This window comes from Mesorhizobium sp. B2-1-3 (assembly GCF_006442495.1).
In the GTDB taxonomy this organism is placed as follows: Bacteria; Pseudomonadota; Alphaproteobacteria; order Rhizobiales; family Rhizobiaceae; genus Mesorhizobium.
This window is the reverse complement of the sequence record NZ_VFWL01000008.1, coordinates 128,858-142,902: the sequence shown is the minus strand read 5'-3', so window position 1 is coordinate 142,902 and position 14,045 is coordinate 128,858. Positions and strand designations below refer to the sequence as shown.

Below are 14,045 nucleotides of genomic sequence, written 5' to 3'. Positions count from 1 at the left end.
CCAGACAGGAGAATAGCGTGAGCGTTCAGGAGATTGCCGACAAGATCAGGTCGCGCGTGGCCAGCAGCGGGTTCGATCGTTCCGTGAAATTCGACACCGGCGGCGACGGCGTCATCGTCATCGACGGCGCCGATGTCTCGACCGCCGACGGCCCCGCCGACTGCACCATCAAGCTCTCGCTCGACGATCTGGACTCGCTGATATCGGGCGATCTCAACCCGACCATGGCGTTCATGACCGGCAAGATAAAGGTCGAAGGCGACATGTCTGTCGCCATGGCGCTCAGCCAGTTGATCGGCTGAGACAGAAGACCGCCGAGACTGTTCTCGGGACGAAAACGCCGCCGTTTCGGGCGGCGTTTTTCGTTCGTTTGGGGCTCAGCGCCTCAGGCCGCCAGCGTCGGCGCCTTCAGCTTGCGCCCCGCGGCCTTCAGCGTGCCATGGACGCCGTCGAGCGCGCCCTCCACCAGTTCCACCGCGAGCAGCCGATGCCGCTCATACGGGCCCGGCATAGCCAGCGAACCGGTCTTTGCGGCTGAGAAGCCGAAGCGGCCGTAATAGGGCGCGTCGCCGACCAGCAGGATCGCCGCGTGGCCGAGACGCGCGGCTTCGGCGACCGCATGGCGCATCAGCGCCGAGCCGATGCCGGCACTCTTGAGCGAAGGAGCGACCGCCAGGGGCCCAAGCAACAGTGCTGCCGGACCGCCCTCGCCCAGCGTGACGTCCCAGAGCCGCACCGTGCCCATCACGGCGCCCGATGCGTCGCGCGCGACGAAAGCCAGGCCTTCCGAGGGCCGCCGGCCCCGCCGCAGCTTCTCCGACGACTTCGTCTTGCGCTTCGGCCCCATGGCGGCATCGAGCAACGCCTCGCGCGCCGCGATGTCATCAGGCGTTTCGGCAACGATGGCGAAAGCACGGGCACTCTCCCCCCTCGAGGGGGAGATGTCGCCGAAGGCGACAGAGGGGTTCGCCGCGCGTGAAGCGCTAGCCCCATGCGGTCCAAGAGACGTCGAGGCGGCTGAGACAAACCCCTCCGGCCAGTTCGTGACCATCTCCACCTCTGAAGGGGAGATGTCGCGCGCAGCGCCTTCGACAACGAAATTTGCAATGTCCATTTCCGCGATCCATTCACGAGCGGAGACTGTTCCACAGGCGAGCCCGGATGGGCGACAAACGCCCACCTGGGATGATCCGACGGTTCTTTCGAACCGTCAGATCACGTAGGATCGGAGAGGCTCGAAGCCGTTGAAGGCGACCGCCGAATAGGTGGTCGTGTAGGCCCCGGTGCCTTCGATCAGCACCTCGTCGCCGATGGTCAGCGACAGAGGCAGCGGATAGGGCGTCTTCTCATACATCACGTCCGCCGAATCGCAGGTCGGGCCGGCGAGCACGCAAGGCGCGGTTTCCGTGCCGTCATGCGCGGTCACTAGGGGATAGCGGATCGCCTCGTCCATCGTCTCGGCCAGGCCGCCGAATTTGCCGATGTCGAGGAACACCCAGCGCACATTGTCGTTGTCCGCCTTCTTCGAGATCAGCACGACTTCCGACTTGATGACGCCGGCATTGCCGACCATGCCGCGGCCCGGCTCGATGATGGTCTCGGGAATGGCGTTGCCGAAATGCTTGCGCAGCGCCGAGAAGATGGCCTGGCCGTAAGCCTGGGCCGCCGGCACGTCGCGCAGGTAGCGCGTCGGGAAGCCGCCGCCCATATTGACCATCTTCAAGACGATGCCTTCCTCGGCGAGCGTCGAAAACACGGTCTTGGCGTCGGCCAGCGCGCGATCCCAGGCCGTCAGGTCGGTCTGCTGCGAGCCGACATGGAACGACACGCCATAGGCGTCGAGCCCGAGCGCCTTGGCATGGCGCAGCACGTCGACAGCCATCGCAGGCACGCAGCCGAACTTGCGCGACAGCGGCCATTCGGCGCCCTCGCCATCGGTCAGCACGCGGCAGAACACGCGGGCGCCTGGAGCGGCGCGGGCGATCTTCTCGACCTCCTCGACGCAATCGACGGCGAACAGCTTGATACCGAGCTGGTAGGCGCGCGCGATGTCGCGCTCCTTCTTGATGGTGTTGCCGAAGGAGATGCGGTCCGCCGGCGCACCGGCGTCCATCGCCATCTCGACTTCGGCAACGGAAGCGGTGTCGAAGGACGAGCCCATCGCAGCAAGGAGGCGCAGGATTTCCGGCGCCGGGTTTGCTTTCACCGCATAGTAGATCCTGGAATCGGGCAGCGCCTTCTCGAAGGCGCGGAAATTGTCGCGCACGACATCAAGGTCGACGACGAGGCAAGGACCGGTCGGACGTCGGGTGGCGAGGAAGTCGAGGATGCGCTGCGTGGCCATCGGGTTTCTCCATCACGCCTTTCGGCGCGCACAAGGGTGCGGACGCGGGCTGTCGGCCTCGCGAACACGCGGTGGACAAAGGCGGGACGGAAATCCATGGAACCAGCCGGTGGAGACCCCGGAACCATGAAACGCCGTCTCGCGGCGATGAACCTTGGCCTTGCCCGGCTTCGGTTCGCTTTGTCTGCCTTGGCTTGGACTGGGAGAACCCCGTTCCGCACTGCCGGCAATGATGGTGTGCCTCTTCAGTAACCCCGGTCTTTGGACAACCGGCAGAGAACCAGAAAGGCCCGCACCGTCGTTGCTTCAAGGTGTCCTCGGTCTGGCGGTTGGCCGCTAAACCGACTGGAGGGGTTGGCTCCAGTTACCTTACCGATTTCCCTCACCATTCAGAGGGTCGGCGGACACCCACAGGCACGTGCGACTTTGGGCAAGCGCGATATAGGGGCAGAGAGATTCACAATCAATAAAAATCGTATCGCAGGTTGTAAAAATTCCGGCATCGAACAATGTTGGTTTCACCGTATCCGGATATCGAACGATGACAGGCACGCACGCCCCTCTCGACGCCCTTCGGCACCCTCGCAAGCTATCGGTGGTCGGGCCTGTCGCTGGCCCTTCCGGCGGCGACATTGCCCTGATACGGCTCGGCCGAAATCTCGATGCCGCACGAAAGGCCTGATTCATGGACACACTGACCCGCATGCGCGCCTTCATCGACGTGGTCGAGGCCGAGGGCTTTTCGGCGGCGGCGCGCAAGATCGGCCGCTCCAAGGCGCTGCTGTCGAAATATGTGCGCGAGCTGGAGGACGAGCTCGGCGCGCTGCTGCTCAACCGCACCACCCGCCAGTTCTCGATGACCGAGGCCGGCCACACCTATTATCGCCGCGCCTCCGAGATCGTGCGCGAGGTCGACAGTCTTGCCGACGCCGTGCGCGAATCCTCCGGCGATGTGCGCGGCAGGATCAAGCTGTCTGCGCCGCGCACCTTCGCCGACGCGCCGATCGGCCAGTCGCTGATCGACTTCGCCAAGCAATATCCCGACATCGTGCTCGACATCCAGCTGGACGACCGCTTCGTCGACCTCGTCGAGGAAGGCTTCGATCTCGCGGTGCGCATCTCGCGCCTGGAGAACTCGTCGCTGATCGCCAGGCGTCTGGCGCCGTTCTCGACGCGGCTGTGCGCATCTCCCGAACTCATCGCAAAACATGGCATGCCGGTACGGGCGCAGGATCTCGGCCGCATGCCCTGCATCGTCGACACCAATGGCCGCGGCTTGAACAACTGGCAATTCAAGGGAGACGGCGAGGATACGGTGAGCGTCTCGGTCTCCGGCCCGATCGAAGTCAACAGCCCGATGGCGGCACGGGCTGCTGCCCTGTCGGGGTTGGGATTTGCCATCCTGCCGGATTTCATCGCCGTGCCGGATATTGCGAGCGGCCGGCTGGTGACGGTGCTGGATGACCGCACCCTGTCGGGTGCCGGCATTTTCGCCGTCTATCCGCACCGGCGCTATTTGCCCGCCAAGGTGCGTGTCTTCGTCGATTTCCTGGTCCAGTGGTTCAGGACGCGCGAAACCGCATGACCGCCTTCAATTGCGGCGCGGTCCCATTTTCGCCCCCTTTCTGGTAACTGTCCACTTCTCTCCGAAGCCAAGGGAATCGCGACCGCGAATGCATCTGAAACGGCACGCAATCATGCTGGCTTCGGCCCTGGCGGCGACATTGGCCGCCGTTGGACCGGCCGAGGTGCATCCGCACGTTTTCGCCGAGGCCCGCCTCGACGTGATCCTCTCCCCGGATCACCAAAGCGTGAAAGCGCTGCGCCATCTCTGGCGCTTCGATGATCTGTTTTCCAGCACTGTCATGATGGAGTTTGACAAGAATTCCGACCTGAAGCTTGACGACAAGGAGTTGAAGGAGGTCGCGGACACGGTCCACGCCTCGCTGGCCGAATTCAACTACTTCCAGCTCGTCACCCAGGACGGCAAGGACGTGCCGATGACGCCGCCGCCGCATCTGATGGCCAATTTCGACAACGACCAGCTGATCATCCTGTTCGAGTCCGAACCAAAGGCGCCGATCAAGCTCACCGGCAAGATCGATATCGGCGTCTACGATCCGACCTTCTACACGGCGATCGACTTCACCGAGGACGCCAACATCACGGTCGAGGGCCTGCCCCCGAACTGCACCGACAAGGTGGTCCGCCCCGACCCGGATGAGGCCATCAAGGAAAACCAGAAGACCCTGACGGACGCCTTCTTCAACGACCCGACAGGCACCGACATGAGCAAGATCTTTGCCACCAAGCTCGAACTGACCTGTCAGCCAGAAGGATGAACCCGGTGATGAGACCATCCCTGCGTTTGGCATTCGGCCTGTTGGCCATCAGCTTCGCGATGGTGCATTTCGCCGGCTCGGCTCATGCCCAGAGCTCGCTCGGCATCGGCGTCAACGATGGCATGGCGCCGACCACCGGCCCGTTCGCCCACATCCTGATGTGGATCAATCTGCGGCAGCAGGAATTCTATCGCGCGCTCGCCACGGCGATGAAGGCGATGCGCCAGGACAACAGCAAGCTCTGGGTGCTCATCGGCCTGTCCTTCGCCTACGGCATTTTCCACGCCGCCGGCCCCGGCCACGGCAAGGCGGTGATCTCGTCCTACATGGTCGCCAACGAAGTGGCGCTGCGGCGTGGCATCCTGTTGTCGTTCGTCTCGGCCCTGCTGCAGGGCCTGACCGCGGTCGCGGTCATGGCAGTCGCCTATTTCGTCCTGCGCGGCACCGCCGTCTCGATGACCGACGCGGCCTGGTTCATGGAGATCATGAGCTTCGTCTTCGTCACCCTGTTCGGCGCCTGGCTGCTGTGGCGCAAGCTCGGCCCCTCCGTCCTGCGCCTGTTCGGCAGAGGTCCCGCCTACAGCCTGTCGGCGGCTCACGCGGGGCATTCCCATGCGGGCCATTCGCATGCCGGTCATACAGGTCACACGGGCCATTCGCATGCCGCTCACAGCCATTCGGCGAACGCGCTGCATGGGCATGAACATCACGACCATGGGGATGACCATTCGCACGATCACCATGACCACGGCGCGCATGACCATCACCACGATCATGGCGCGCACGATCACGCGCACGCGGCGGGCGAGGTCTGCGAGACCTGCGGCCACTCGCATGCGCCAGATCCGGCGCTGCTGTCCGGCGACCGCTTCGACTGGCGCACCGCCTGGACGGCGGTGGCCGCGGTCGGTATCCGCCCCTGCTCCGGCGCGCTGATCGTGCTCAGCTTCGCCCTGCTCAATGGCCTGTGGCTCGGCGGCCTGCTGTCGGTGCTGGCGATGTCGATCGGCACCGCCATAACCGTCTCGGCGCTGGCCACGATCGCGGTGACCGCAAAGAACTGGGCGGTGTATTTCGCCGGCGACGGCCGCATGGGCAACCGCATCCATTCGATCGTCGAGATCGGCGGCGCCGCCTTCGTGTTCCTGTTCGGACTGCTGCTGCTGTCGGCGAGCCTGACGGGTGGCGTTTGACCCGGAAGTAGCGCCCCAAGGTGTGTTGAGATTCAGGTCAGGCCGTGCCGAGAACGGTTGATATCGAGAACCGGAGCGGAGCGTACTTAAAGTACGTGAGCACCGGAAGCGCAGGTATCAGCCGTTCGCAGGCCGGCATCACCTGAATATCAATACACCTTGCCGCCGAGTTCATCCTCGATATGAGCGCGGATAATCTCGTCAAAGCTCTTCTCGGCACTGAAGCCGAGTTCCCTTGACCGCCGCGCCTCGAACCGCGTCGGCCAGCCCTTGACGATCGCCCAGATCGTCTCGTCCGGCTCCTCGCGGATCAGGCTCACCGCCTTCGGCCCGGCGATGCGTTCCAGCGCCTCGATCTGCTCGCCGACGGTGACGGCGACGCCTGGCATCGTCAGGTTGCGGCGCGGCCCGACGGCGGCGCCGTCGATCCCGGCCGCATGGATCAGGAAATTCACCGCCGAGCGTGGGCTGGCGTGGGTATGGACGACGGTGCGCGGCACCGGCAGGATCGCCTCCTGACCGTTCAGCGGCTCGCGGATGATGCCGGAGAAGAAGCCGGAGGCCGCCTTGTTCGGCTTGCCCGGCCGCACGCAGATGGTCGGCAGCCGGATGCCGATGCCGTCGAAGAAGCCGCGCCTGGAATAGTCGGCCAGCAGCGCCTCGCTCATCTGCTTCTGCGTGCCGTAGGAGGTCAGCGGCGTAGTGTGGAATTCATCGGGAATGACGTCCGGGAACGGCGCGCCGAACACCGCGATCGACGAGGTGAACACGACGCGCGGCGCAAACCCAGCCAGGCGGACGGCATCGAACAAGGCGCGCGTGCCGTCGAGATTGACGCGGTAGCCGAGATCGAAATTGGCTTCCGCCTCGCCCGATACGATGCCGGCGAGATGGAACACGACGTCGGGCCGCGACGCGACCAGCCTCTCGGCGGCGCCCGCCTCGGCGAGATCGCCGGTATGGCTGTGGATGCTGACGCCATCGATGGCCGGCGCCTGTGGCGGTACGATGTCGTGCAGGTCGAGCGCGGAGATCTTCTGGCCGCGCAGCCTGCCGTCCTTTGCCAGCCGTGCAATGAGCTTGCGGCCGACCATGCCGGCGGCGCCCGTGATCAGAATGCGCATGTCGAACTTCCCTTATTTGCTCTGATTTTTGCGTTGGCTGCGCGCGCGCAGCCAGAACACCAAGAAAAACGCCAGCACGAACGCGGTGCCGAAGATGCCGGCGAGCACGGTCGAAAGGCCGCCGAGGGCCAGCATGATGTTTGGCAGGAAATAAACGGCAATGCCGAACAGCAGCATGATCGACAGCGCGGCGATGGCGGCGTTCTTGGTATCGCGATCCATTATGCTGTCCCGGCGTGGCCAGGGGTCGTCGAGCTCGGATTCAAGGCGCTTGGGTTCCCTGCGTCAGTGATGGTGGCCATGATGCAAAGCCGCGTCATGCCCCTGGTGGTGATCATGGTCATGACCATGGTCGTGCTCGTCGCCGTCGTCGGCGCACTGGCCGAATTCAGGTTCCACCGTGGCATGGCTGATGCCATGCTCCGACGCAAGCCGCTTCTTGATCGCGCTGACCGCCTTGTGCGCGTCCACGCCCTCGTTGAGGCAGGCATGCAGCGTCGCCATGCTGCTGGTGCCGTCGATCGACCAGATATGCATGTGGTGCACCTCGCGCACCCCCTGGACCGTCGTCGCGATGTCGCTGGCGATCAGGTCCCGGTCGAGGCTCGGCGGCACCCCTTCGAGCAGGACGTGGGCGGCCGCGCGCATCAGCGACCATGCCGTGGACAGGATCAGCAGCGAGACCAGCACCGACAGGATCGGATCGATCGGGGTCCAGCCGGTCGCCAGAATGACGATCGCCGCCACGATTGCCGCGGCCGAGCCGAGCAGGTCGCCGAGCACATGCAGTATGGCGCCGCGCATGTTGAGGCTCTCACGGTCGCCGCCATGCAGCACCAGGAAGGAGCCGATGTTGACCAGCAGGCCGAGGATCGCCACCACCAGCATCGGCCCGCCCAGCACCGGCGCCGGCGTCTGCAGGCGCTCCCACGCCTCGTAGACGATCCACAGCGCGATGACGAAGATGGCGATGCCGTTGGTGTAGGCCACCAGCGTCTTGACCCGGCCGAAGCCATAGGTCAGGCGGACGGTCGCCGGCCGGTCCGCAAGATGAAACGCGTACCAGGCAAGGCCGAGCGCAATGGCGTCGGCAAGCATGTGGCCGGCATCGGCCAGCAGCGCCAGCGAGCCGGTGAAAAGACCGCCAAGCGCCTCCGCCACCATGAAGCCCGCCGTCAGGCAGGCCGCGATCAAAACGCGCTTCTTGTCGGTCGAGCCATGACTATGCGCGCTGTGGCCGTGCCCGCTGTAGCCGTGCCCGCTGTGGTCGTGCCGGCTGCCGTCGTGCCGGCTGTCGTCGTCACTGTGCGCCAATGGCAAACTCCCATGCCCGGATTCAGCTCAAGCGCCGAATTCCGCGCGAAAATCCTCGAGCCGTCGTTTCTGCTGGCCGGCACCGTCGAAATTGGCCGGATCGAGCCACGCCTCGTAGGCTTTGCGCAAGGCCGGCCATTCCTTGTCGATGATCGAATACCATGCGGTGTCGCGGTTTTCACCCTTGACGATCAGGTGCTGGCGGAAAATGCCCTCGAACTTGAAGCCGAACCGTTCCGCTGCGCGCTTCGACGGCTCGTTGCGGTTGTTGCATTTCCATTCGTAGCGGCGATAGCCGAGCTCGTCGAAAATGTATTTCATGAACAGGAATTGCGCCTCGGTCGCCGCCGGCTTGCGCGCGATGAGCGGCCCCCAATAGATGTTGCCGATCTCGATGACGCCATAGGCCGGATCGATGCGCATCAACGTCTGGCGCCCGGCGACCTTGCCGCTCGGTTTGTCGATGACGGCGAAGAACAGCGGATCCTCGCTCGCCTCCACCTTGTCCAGCCAAGGCTGGAAGGCGGCGCGGGTTTCCGGCGGATAGTCGGGCAGCCAGGCGAAGCGGCCATCGACGTCGGCCACGGAAGACGCTTCATAGAGGCCATCGCCATGCTTCGCGGCGCTCAGCGGCTCAAGCCTGACATAGCGGCCCTCCAGCACCTTGCGCTCCGGGCGCGGACGCGGTTGCCAGTCCTTGAGATTTTCCGACACCGAAAGCTCCAATCCGTTTGACTTTTGCGGGCCGAAGCTCACAAAAACGCAACCGCATAGCAAGAACCACACGGACGGGAAAAATGCTCCACACGATTTCGGCCTTCGATCGTCTCGGCGAGGAAAACGCCTTCGCCGTGCTCGCGAGGGCCACGGCACTCGCCCAACAAGGCCGCGACATCGTCAATCTCGGCATCGGCCAGCCCGACTTCAAGACGCCGCAGCACATTGTCGAGGCGGCGATCAAGGCGCTGCGCGACGGCCACCACGGCTACACGCCGGCGAACGGCCTGTTGGCGACGCGCGAGGCGGTGGTGCGCCGCACGCTGACCACGACCGGGGTCGAGGTATCGCCCGAGGCGGTGATGATCCTGCCCGGCGGCAAGCCGACCATGTTCGCCGCCATCCTGATGTTCGGCGAACCTGGCGCCGAGATCCTCTATCCCGATCCCGGTTTTCCCATCTACCGCTCGATGATCGAGTTCACCGGTGCGGCACCCATCCCCGTGCCGATGCGCGAGGAGAACGGCTTTGCCTTCTCGGCCGATGAGACGCTGGCGCTGATCACCTCGAAGACGCGGCTCCTGATCCTCAATTCGCCGGCCAACCCGACCGGCGGCGTCACGCCGCGGGCCGAGATCGAGAAGCTGGTCAAGGGACTGGAGGCACATCCGCAAGTGGCCATCCTCTCCGACGAAATCTATGACGTGATGACCTATGATGGCGAAAAACACTGCTCGCTGCTCGAGTTTCCCGAAATCCGCGACCGGCTGATCGTGCTCAACGGCTGGTCGAAGACCTGGGCGATGACCGGCTGGCGCATGGGCTGGTCGATCTGGCCGAACGGCGACAAGGGCGCCCATCTCTACGACAAGGTGCGCAAGCTGGCGGTCAATTGCTGGTCCTGCGTTAACGCGCCCAGCCAATTCGCCGGCATCGCCGCCATAGACGGCCCGCAGGACGACGTCGAAAAGATGATGCGCGCCTTCGATCGCCGCAGGAAGATCGTGGTCGAGGGACTGAACGCCCTGCCAAACATATCCTGCATCACGCCCAAGGGCGCCTTCTATGCCTTCCCCAACGTGTCGAAGACCGGCTGGAAGGCGAAGCAACTGGCCTCCGCCCTGCTCGACGACGCCGGCGTGGCACTGATCGGCGGCCCCGATTTCGGCATTCTCGGCGAGGGCTATGTCAGGCTCTCCTATGCCAATTCCGAGGAGAACATTTTGCGCGCGCTGGACAGGATCGGAGCGTTCCTGGCCAAGTGAGGCCTCCGGCGTTCGCCGCGAGTCCGCATCGATTGCCGCTGGCGGCATGGCAATGTCATGATGCGTCGGGAGGCGCAAGGCCAAAGACTGTGCCTGCGTGCGGGGAGCCGCTACGATCGTTGGATCAGGATCGAAATGGGGTGCCTCGATGTTTTATGCAATTCTTGCCTATCACGTGGAAGACGCGATCAAGGCACTGACGCCGCAGGAAGATGCGGCACTGATGACCGACCTGCTCAAGATCCACGACGGGCTCTATGCGAACGGCAGCCTCGGCCCCTCGGCGCGGCTTGGAGCGACCCAGTCGGCCTGCACCTTGCGCGGACCCGGCGACGGGATCGTCATCGACGGCCCCTTCGCCGAGACCAAGGAACAGCTTCTCGGCCTCTATGTCGTCGATTGCGCCAAGCGCGATGACGCGATCGCCATCGCGCGCGATCTGCGCCGCGTCAACCCGACCGCCGTCTACGAGATCCGCCCGATCGCGCTCTATCTGCCGGGCGTGGCGCTGGCGGGGGCCTAAGGCAACTCCAGAAAAAGTGCGTAGAGGTTTTCCCGGGAAAAGCGCGTAGCGCTTTCCCTTGGGAATTGCGCAAAAATAAAGGCTTCGTCAGCCTCTGCCCACGAACGGCATCTTGGTCGCCATCACGGTCATGAACAGCACATTGGCCTCGAGCGGCAGGCTGGCCATGTGGACGACGGCGTCGGCCACGTGCTGGACGTCCATCACCGCTTCGGCGGCAATGGAGCCGTTGGCCTGTGGCACGCCGACCGTCATCGGTTGCGCCATGTCGGTCAGCGCATTGCCGATGTCGATCTGGCCGCAGGCAATGTCGTAGGGGCGGCCGTCGAGCGCCAGCGTCTTGGTCAGCCCAGTGATGGCATGCTTGGTCGCGGTATAGGGCACCGATCCCGGGCGCGGCGCGTAGGCCGAGATGGAGCCGTTGTTGATGATGCGGCCGCCCATCGGTTTCTGCTTGCGCATGGCGCGGAAGGCCGCGCGGGCGCACAGGAACGAACCGGTGAGGTTTACGCCCACAATATCGTTCCACACCTCGACCGGGATCTCGTCGATCGGCGCCGACTTGTAGCCCATGCCGGCATTGTTGAAGAGCAGGTCGACGCGGCCGAACGCCTCCGCCACCGTCTCGAACAAATCATCGACCTCGCCGGGCTTGCTGATGTCGCAGGCGACAGCCAGTGCCTTGGCATCCGTCTGCCCGGCCGCGGCGATCGCCTCGTCCAGCACCCCCTTCCGGCGTCCGCAGAATACGGTGTTCCAGCCGGCTTTGAGCAGCGCGGTGGCGACGCTCTTGCCGATGCCCGTGCCGGCGCCGGTGACGATGGCGGTTTTTTCGGTCATGGCAGATATCCTCCGGCTGCGCCGCATTTGGCTCGACTGATTTTCAGGTGGTCCAGGGGCAAAAGGCATCGCAAATGACGGCGGCGATGGCAAGCGGGACGCTGGTATCCAGGGCAACGAATCCAAGCTGACAGGTCTCTTCGGGCCTTCGACCCCGCGCTGTCGAGGGAGCAATTGAACGGAAAACCCGCCTGTGCGGCGGGTCCCTGGCGCAACTCAGCACCATAACCAAATATCTACCATAGTTGCCTTCACCCAGTCAAGGAAAAAATTCCTATCAAAGGTTCGGAGCCTGGCCGGGTGCCGAAAAGTACAACTCATCTTGGGAGAAGCCCGGAGGGCCGACAAAAAGGGCGGTCATTGGCGACCGCCCTGATCTGGACCGGACTTGGGAGGAGGAAAGCCGATCCGACTGTCTAGAATCATGCGCTTCCTGGGTTAACGAGAGGTTAACGCCACGAAGGCCCGCCTGTTCCGTTTTGGCCTACCAGCGTGGATTGGGTGAGGTCCCGGCCTTGGCAGCCGGCACTTTGACCGCCGAAACCGTTGCCTCGACATGGTCGATCAGCGCATCCGGCAGGCCGAGCCGGCCCGCGAGGAGATCGAGATAGCCGCGCTCGGCGCGTGTGTCGGGATCGATTGTAAGGCGCGACGCGGTGTAGAGCTCAAGCTTCTGCGCGTCGGTCTTGGCGCCGGCCACCAGCGTGTCGAGGTCGAGCGGGCTCTCCAGCTCCGCCAACAGGAATTTTTCCGCATCGGATCCGATCCCCGCGAGGCTCAGCTTGCCGGCGATCTTCTTGCGCTCCTCATCGTCGACATGGCCGTCGGCCTTGGCCGCCGAGATCATCGCCCGCACCAGGGTCAGCGTGAATTCGTCCTCGCCCTGCGGCGCTTGCGACGGGTGGAACGCAGTGTCCTTCGGCGGCGGCAGCAATTCCGGTTCGCCGGCCGCCGGCGCCTGCTCGGGTGCATTGCCGGCCTTGTAGTTCTGGTAGGCCTTGTAGGCGAGGCCACCGATCGCTGCCAACCCGCCGAGCTTGACGGCGGCACCGGTGACCTGGCGCCCGGCGCCGGTTCCAAGCAGCACCGCGGCCAGCGCGCCCGCCGCAAGAGGATTGTCCTTGGCCATCTGCACCGCCTGTCCGGCCTTGTCGCGGACCGTGCCGCCGGTGCCGGGAATTTGCGAGCCGAGCAGATCGTCGAGAAGCTTCTTGGGATCGAACATCAATGCCTCCAGGATTGCCCGGCCGAACGGGCAGGTTTCGAACGCCGAAGACGTAGGTCCCGAAACCTGGCATTGCAATGACGGGCGGCCGCTTTGCCCCGGCCCAGGCGCCTTGATCAGGACCCGATATGCGGTCCCCTGCCCCGCGCCTGCGCCAGATCGACCTGCCGCTGGCGCTCGGCATAGCGCTGGCGGTCGTCGTCCGACCGAGCGTCGAAACAATGCGGGCAGGAGACGCCGGCGGCAAATTTCGGCGATGTCAGCTCGTCCAAGGTCAGTGGATGCCGGCAGGCGCGGCACAGCTCGGCATCGCCCTCGGCGAGGCCGTGCGACACCGAAACCCGTTCGTCGAAGACGAAGCATTCGCCTTGCCACAGGCTGTCTTCGGCCGGTACCTCTTCGAGATATTTCAGGATGCCGCCCTTGAGATGGAACACCTCCTCGAAGCCGAGCGACCTGACATAGGCCGTCGCCTTTTCGCAGCGTATGCCGCCAGTGCAGAACATGGCGACCTTGCGGCCTTCCAGTTCCGCGCGGTGCTCTTCCACCCAGGCCGGGAATTCGCGAAAGCTCGCGGTCGCCGGATCGATGGCGCCCTTGAAGGTGCCGATCGACACTTCGTAGGCGTTGCGCGTGTCGATGACGATCGTGTCGGGTTGGGAAATCAGCGCGTTCCAATCGGCCGGCGCGACATAGGTGCCGGCACTCTTCGCCGGGTCGATGTCTTCGACACCCATGGTGACGATCTCGCGCTTCAGCCGCACCTTCATGCGGTGGAAGGGCGTTTGCGCGGCGCTGCTGTATTTCACCTCGAGGCCGGACAGCCCGTCGATGGCTTCGAGATGTTCGATCAGTTCGGCAATCGCCGCATCGCTGCCGGCGACCGTGCCGTTGATGCCTTCATGCGCCAGAAGCAGCGTACCCCTGATGCCGCGCCCACAGCAGAAGGCAGCCAGTGGCGCTCGCAGCGCCTGGAAGGCGTCGAGCCGGGCAAATTTGTAGAGCGCGGCGACGCGGACAGGCTGGGATGGCGCGGACGGTGTCATTGCCAGAGCAACTAGACGCTCGTAAAAGCCGTTTCAAGGTGAAACGGGTTTGACGGCCTGTCAGGCCCTGTTCCGGAAGAGCCCGTAAGCTACCCGGCGTGCGTGACATCAC

The 14,045-nt window shown here is 64.5% G+C and carries 15 protein-coding genes; 6 read left to right on the top strand and 9 right to left on the bottom strand.

Features of this window, described 5'->3' with window-relative positions:
* Positions 1–17 precede the first annotated feature (17 nt).
* Positions 18–302, top strand: a complete 285-nt coding sequence (locus FJ973_RS15580) for an SCP2 sterol-binding domain-containing protein (RefSeq protein WP_140556586.1) — start codon at positions 18–20, stop codon at positions 300–302.
* An 83-nt stretch (positions 303–385) separates the two neighbouring features.
* Here the strand turns inward: FJ973_RS15580 and FJ973_RS15575 are convergent, their stop codons facing one another.
* Both FJ973_RS15575 and odc2 read right to left on the bottom strand, forming a co-directional pair.
* Positions 386–943, bottom strand: a complete 558-nt coding sequence (locus FJ973_RS15575) for an N-acetyltransferase (protein WP_226880593.1) — start codon at positions 941–943, stop codon at positions 386–388.
* A gap of 267 nt (positions 944–1,210) precedes the next feature.
* Positions 1,211–2,344 carry an ornithine/lysine decarboxylase gene (gene odc2 / locus FJ973_RS15570; protein ID WP_140513661.1) on the bottom strand — a complete coding sequence of 378 codons (1,134 nt, stop codon included), beginning with the start codon at positions 2,342–2,344 and terminating at the stop codon, positions 1,211–1,213.
* A 685-nt stretch (positions 2,345–3,029) separates the two neighbouring features.
* Between odc2 and FJ973_RS15565 the strand changes: the two genes are divergently transcribed.
* The 3 genes from FJ973_RS15565 to FJ973_RS15555 all read left to right on the top strand — a co-directional run bounded on the left by FJ973_RS15565 (position 3,030) and on the right by FJ973_RS15555 (position 5,879).
* Positions 3,030–3,929, top strand: a complete 900-nt coding sequence (locus tag FJ973_RS15565; RefSeq protein WP_140496254.1) for a LysR family transcriptional regulator — start codon at positions 3,030–3,032, stop codon at positions 3,927–3,929.
* An 88-nt stretch (positions 3,930–4,017) separates the two neighbouring features.
* Positions 4,018–4,686 (top strand): DUF1007 family protein, encoded by a 669-nt coding sequence (locus FJ973_RS15560; RefSeq protein ID WP_140556584.1) that lies wholly within the window; start codon positions 4,018–4,020, stop codon positions 4,684–4,686.
* Positions 4,683–5,879, top strand: a complete 1,197-nt coding sequence (locus tag FJ973_RS15555) for a nickel/cobalt transporter (protein ID WP_140556582.1) — start codon at positions 4,683–4,685, stop codon at positions 5,877–5,879. The genes FJ973_RS15560 and FJ973_RS15555 overlap by 4 nt, the downstream gene beginning before the upstream one ends.
* Positions 5,880–6,028: 149 nt before the next feature.
* Here FJ973_RS15555 and denD read toward each other — a convergent pair whose 3' ends face one another.
* Genes denD through FJ973_RS15535 form a run of 4 tightly spaced genes read right to left on the bottom strand, consistent with a single transcriptional unit; the run spans position 6,029 to position 9,031 of the window.
* Entirely contained in the window at positions 6,029–7,003 is a 975-nt protein-coding gene (gene denD / locus FJ973_RS15550) for a D-erythronate dehydrogenase (RefSeq protein ID WP_140513663.1), read from the bottom strand.
* 12 nt (positions 7,004–7,015) lie between these two features.
* Complete coding sequence (locus tag FJ973_RS15545; RefSeq protein ID WP_140513664.1) at positions 7,016–7,228, bottom strand: hypothetical protein; 213 nt, start codon at positions 7,226–7,228, stop codon at positions 7,016–7,018.
* A gap of 60 nt (positions 7,229–7,288) precedes the next feature.
* The gene (locus FJ973_RS15540) at positions 7,289–8,317 is read right to left on the bottom strand and encodes a cation diffusion facilitator family transporter (RefSeq protein ID WP_140556580.1); all 1,029 of its coding nucleotides are present in this window, start codon (positions 8,315–8,317) and stop codon (positions 7,289–7,291) included.
* A gap of 27 nt (positions 8,318–8,344) precedes the next feature.
* A complete protein-coding gene (locus FJ973_RS15535; RefSeq protein ID WP_140513666.1) occupies positions 8,345–9,031 on the bottom strand; it encodes a GNAT family protein in 687 nt (228 codons plus the stop codon).
* Between the two features lie 83 nt (positions 9,032–9,114).
* Between FJ973_RS15535 and FJ973_RS15530 the strand changes: the two genes are divergently transcribed.
* On the top strand, positions 9,115–10,299 hold the full coding sequence (locus tag FJ973_RS15530; RefSeq protein ID WP_140513667.1) for a pyridoxal phosphate-dependent aminotransferase: 1,185 nt from the start codon (positions 9,115–9,117) through the stop codon (positions 10,297–10,299).
* Positions 10,300–10,447: 148 nt separating this feature from the next.
* Complete coding sequence (locus FJ973_RS15525; RefSeq protein WP_140496262.1) at positions 10,448–10,822, top strand: YciI family protein; 375 nt, start codon at positions 10,448–10,450, stop codon at positions 10,820–10,822.
* Between the two features lie 87 nt (positions 10,823–10,909).
* Here the strand turns inward: FJ973_RS15525 and FJ973_RS15520 are convergent, their stop codons facing one another.
* From FJ973_RS15520 to FJ973_RS15510, 3 genes are all read right to left on the bottom strand, one after another.
* Complete coding sequence (locus FJ973_RS15520) at positions 10,910–11,662, bottom strand: SDR family oxidoreductase (protein WP_140522375.1); 753 nt, start codon at positions 11,660–11,662, stop codon at positions 10,910–10,912.
* Between the two features lie 484 nt (positions 11,663–12,146).
* Positions 12,147–12,887: a tellurite resistance TerB family protein gene (locus FJ973_RS15515; protein WP_140556578.1), complete on the bottom strand. Its 741-nt coding sequence runs from the start codon at positions 12,885–12,887 to the stop codon at positions 12,147–12,149.
* 116 nt (positions 12,888–13,003) lie between these two features.
* A complete protein-coding gene (locus tag FJ973_RS15510; RefSeq protein WP_140556576.1) occupies positions 13,004–13,933 on the bottom strand; it encodes a rhodanese-related sulfurtransferase in 930 nt (309 codons plus the stop codon).
* Between the last annotated feature and the right edge of the window lie 112 nt (positions 13,934–14,045).

Coding starts and splice junctions, on each gene's coding strand:
- FJ973_RS15525 (WP_140496262.1), top strand. CDS start 10,448: ATGTTTTATGCAATTCTTGCCTATCACGTGGAAGACGCGATCAAGGCA.
- FJ973_RS15560 (WP_140556584.1), top strand. CDS start 4,018: ATGCATCTGAAACGGCACGCAATCATGCTGGCTTCGGCCCTGGCGGCG.
- FJ973_RS15555 (WP_140556582.1), top strand. CDS start 4,683: ATGAACCCGGTGATGAGACCATCCCTGCGTTTGGCATTCGGCCTGTTG.
- FJ973_RS15520 (WP_140522375.1), bottom strand. CDS start 11,662: ATGACCGAAAAAACCGCCATCGTCACCGGCGCCGGCACGGGCATCGGC.
- denD (WP_140513663.1), bottom strand. CDS start 7,003: ATGCGCATTCTGATCACGGGCGCCGCCGGCATGGTCGGCCGCAAGCTC.
- FJ973_RS15515 (WP_140556578.1), bottom strand. CDS start 12,887: ATGTTCGATCCCAAGAAGCTTCTCGACGATCTGCTCGGCTCGCAAATT.
- FJ973_RS15565 (WP_140496254.1), top strand. CDS start 3,030: ATGGACACACTGACCCGCATGCGCGCCTTCATCGACGTGGTCGAGGCC.
- FJ973_RS15530 (WP_140513667.1), top strand. CDS start 9,115: ATGCTCCACACGATTTCGGCCTTCGATCGTCTCGGCGAGGAAAACGCC.
- FJ973_RS15510 (WP_140556576.1), bottom strand. CDS start 13,933: ATGACACCGTCCGCGCCATCCCAGCCTGTCCGCGTCGCCGCGCTCTAC.
- odc2 (WP_140513661.1), bottom strand. CDS start 2,344: ATGGCCACGCAGCGCATCCTCGACTTCCTCGCCACCCGACGTCCGACC.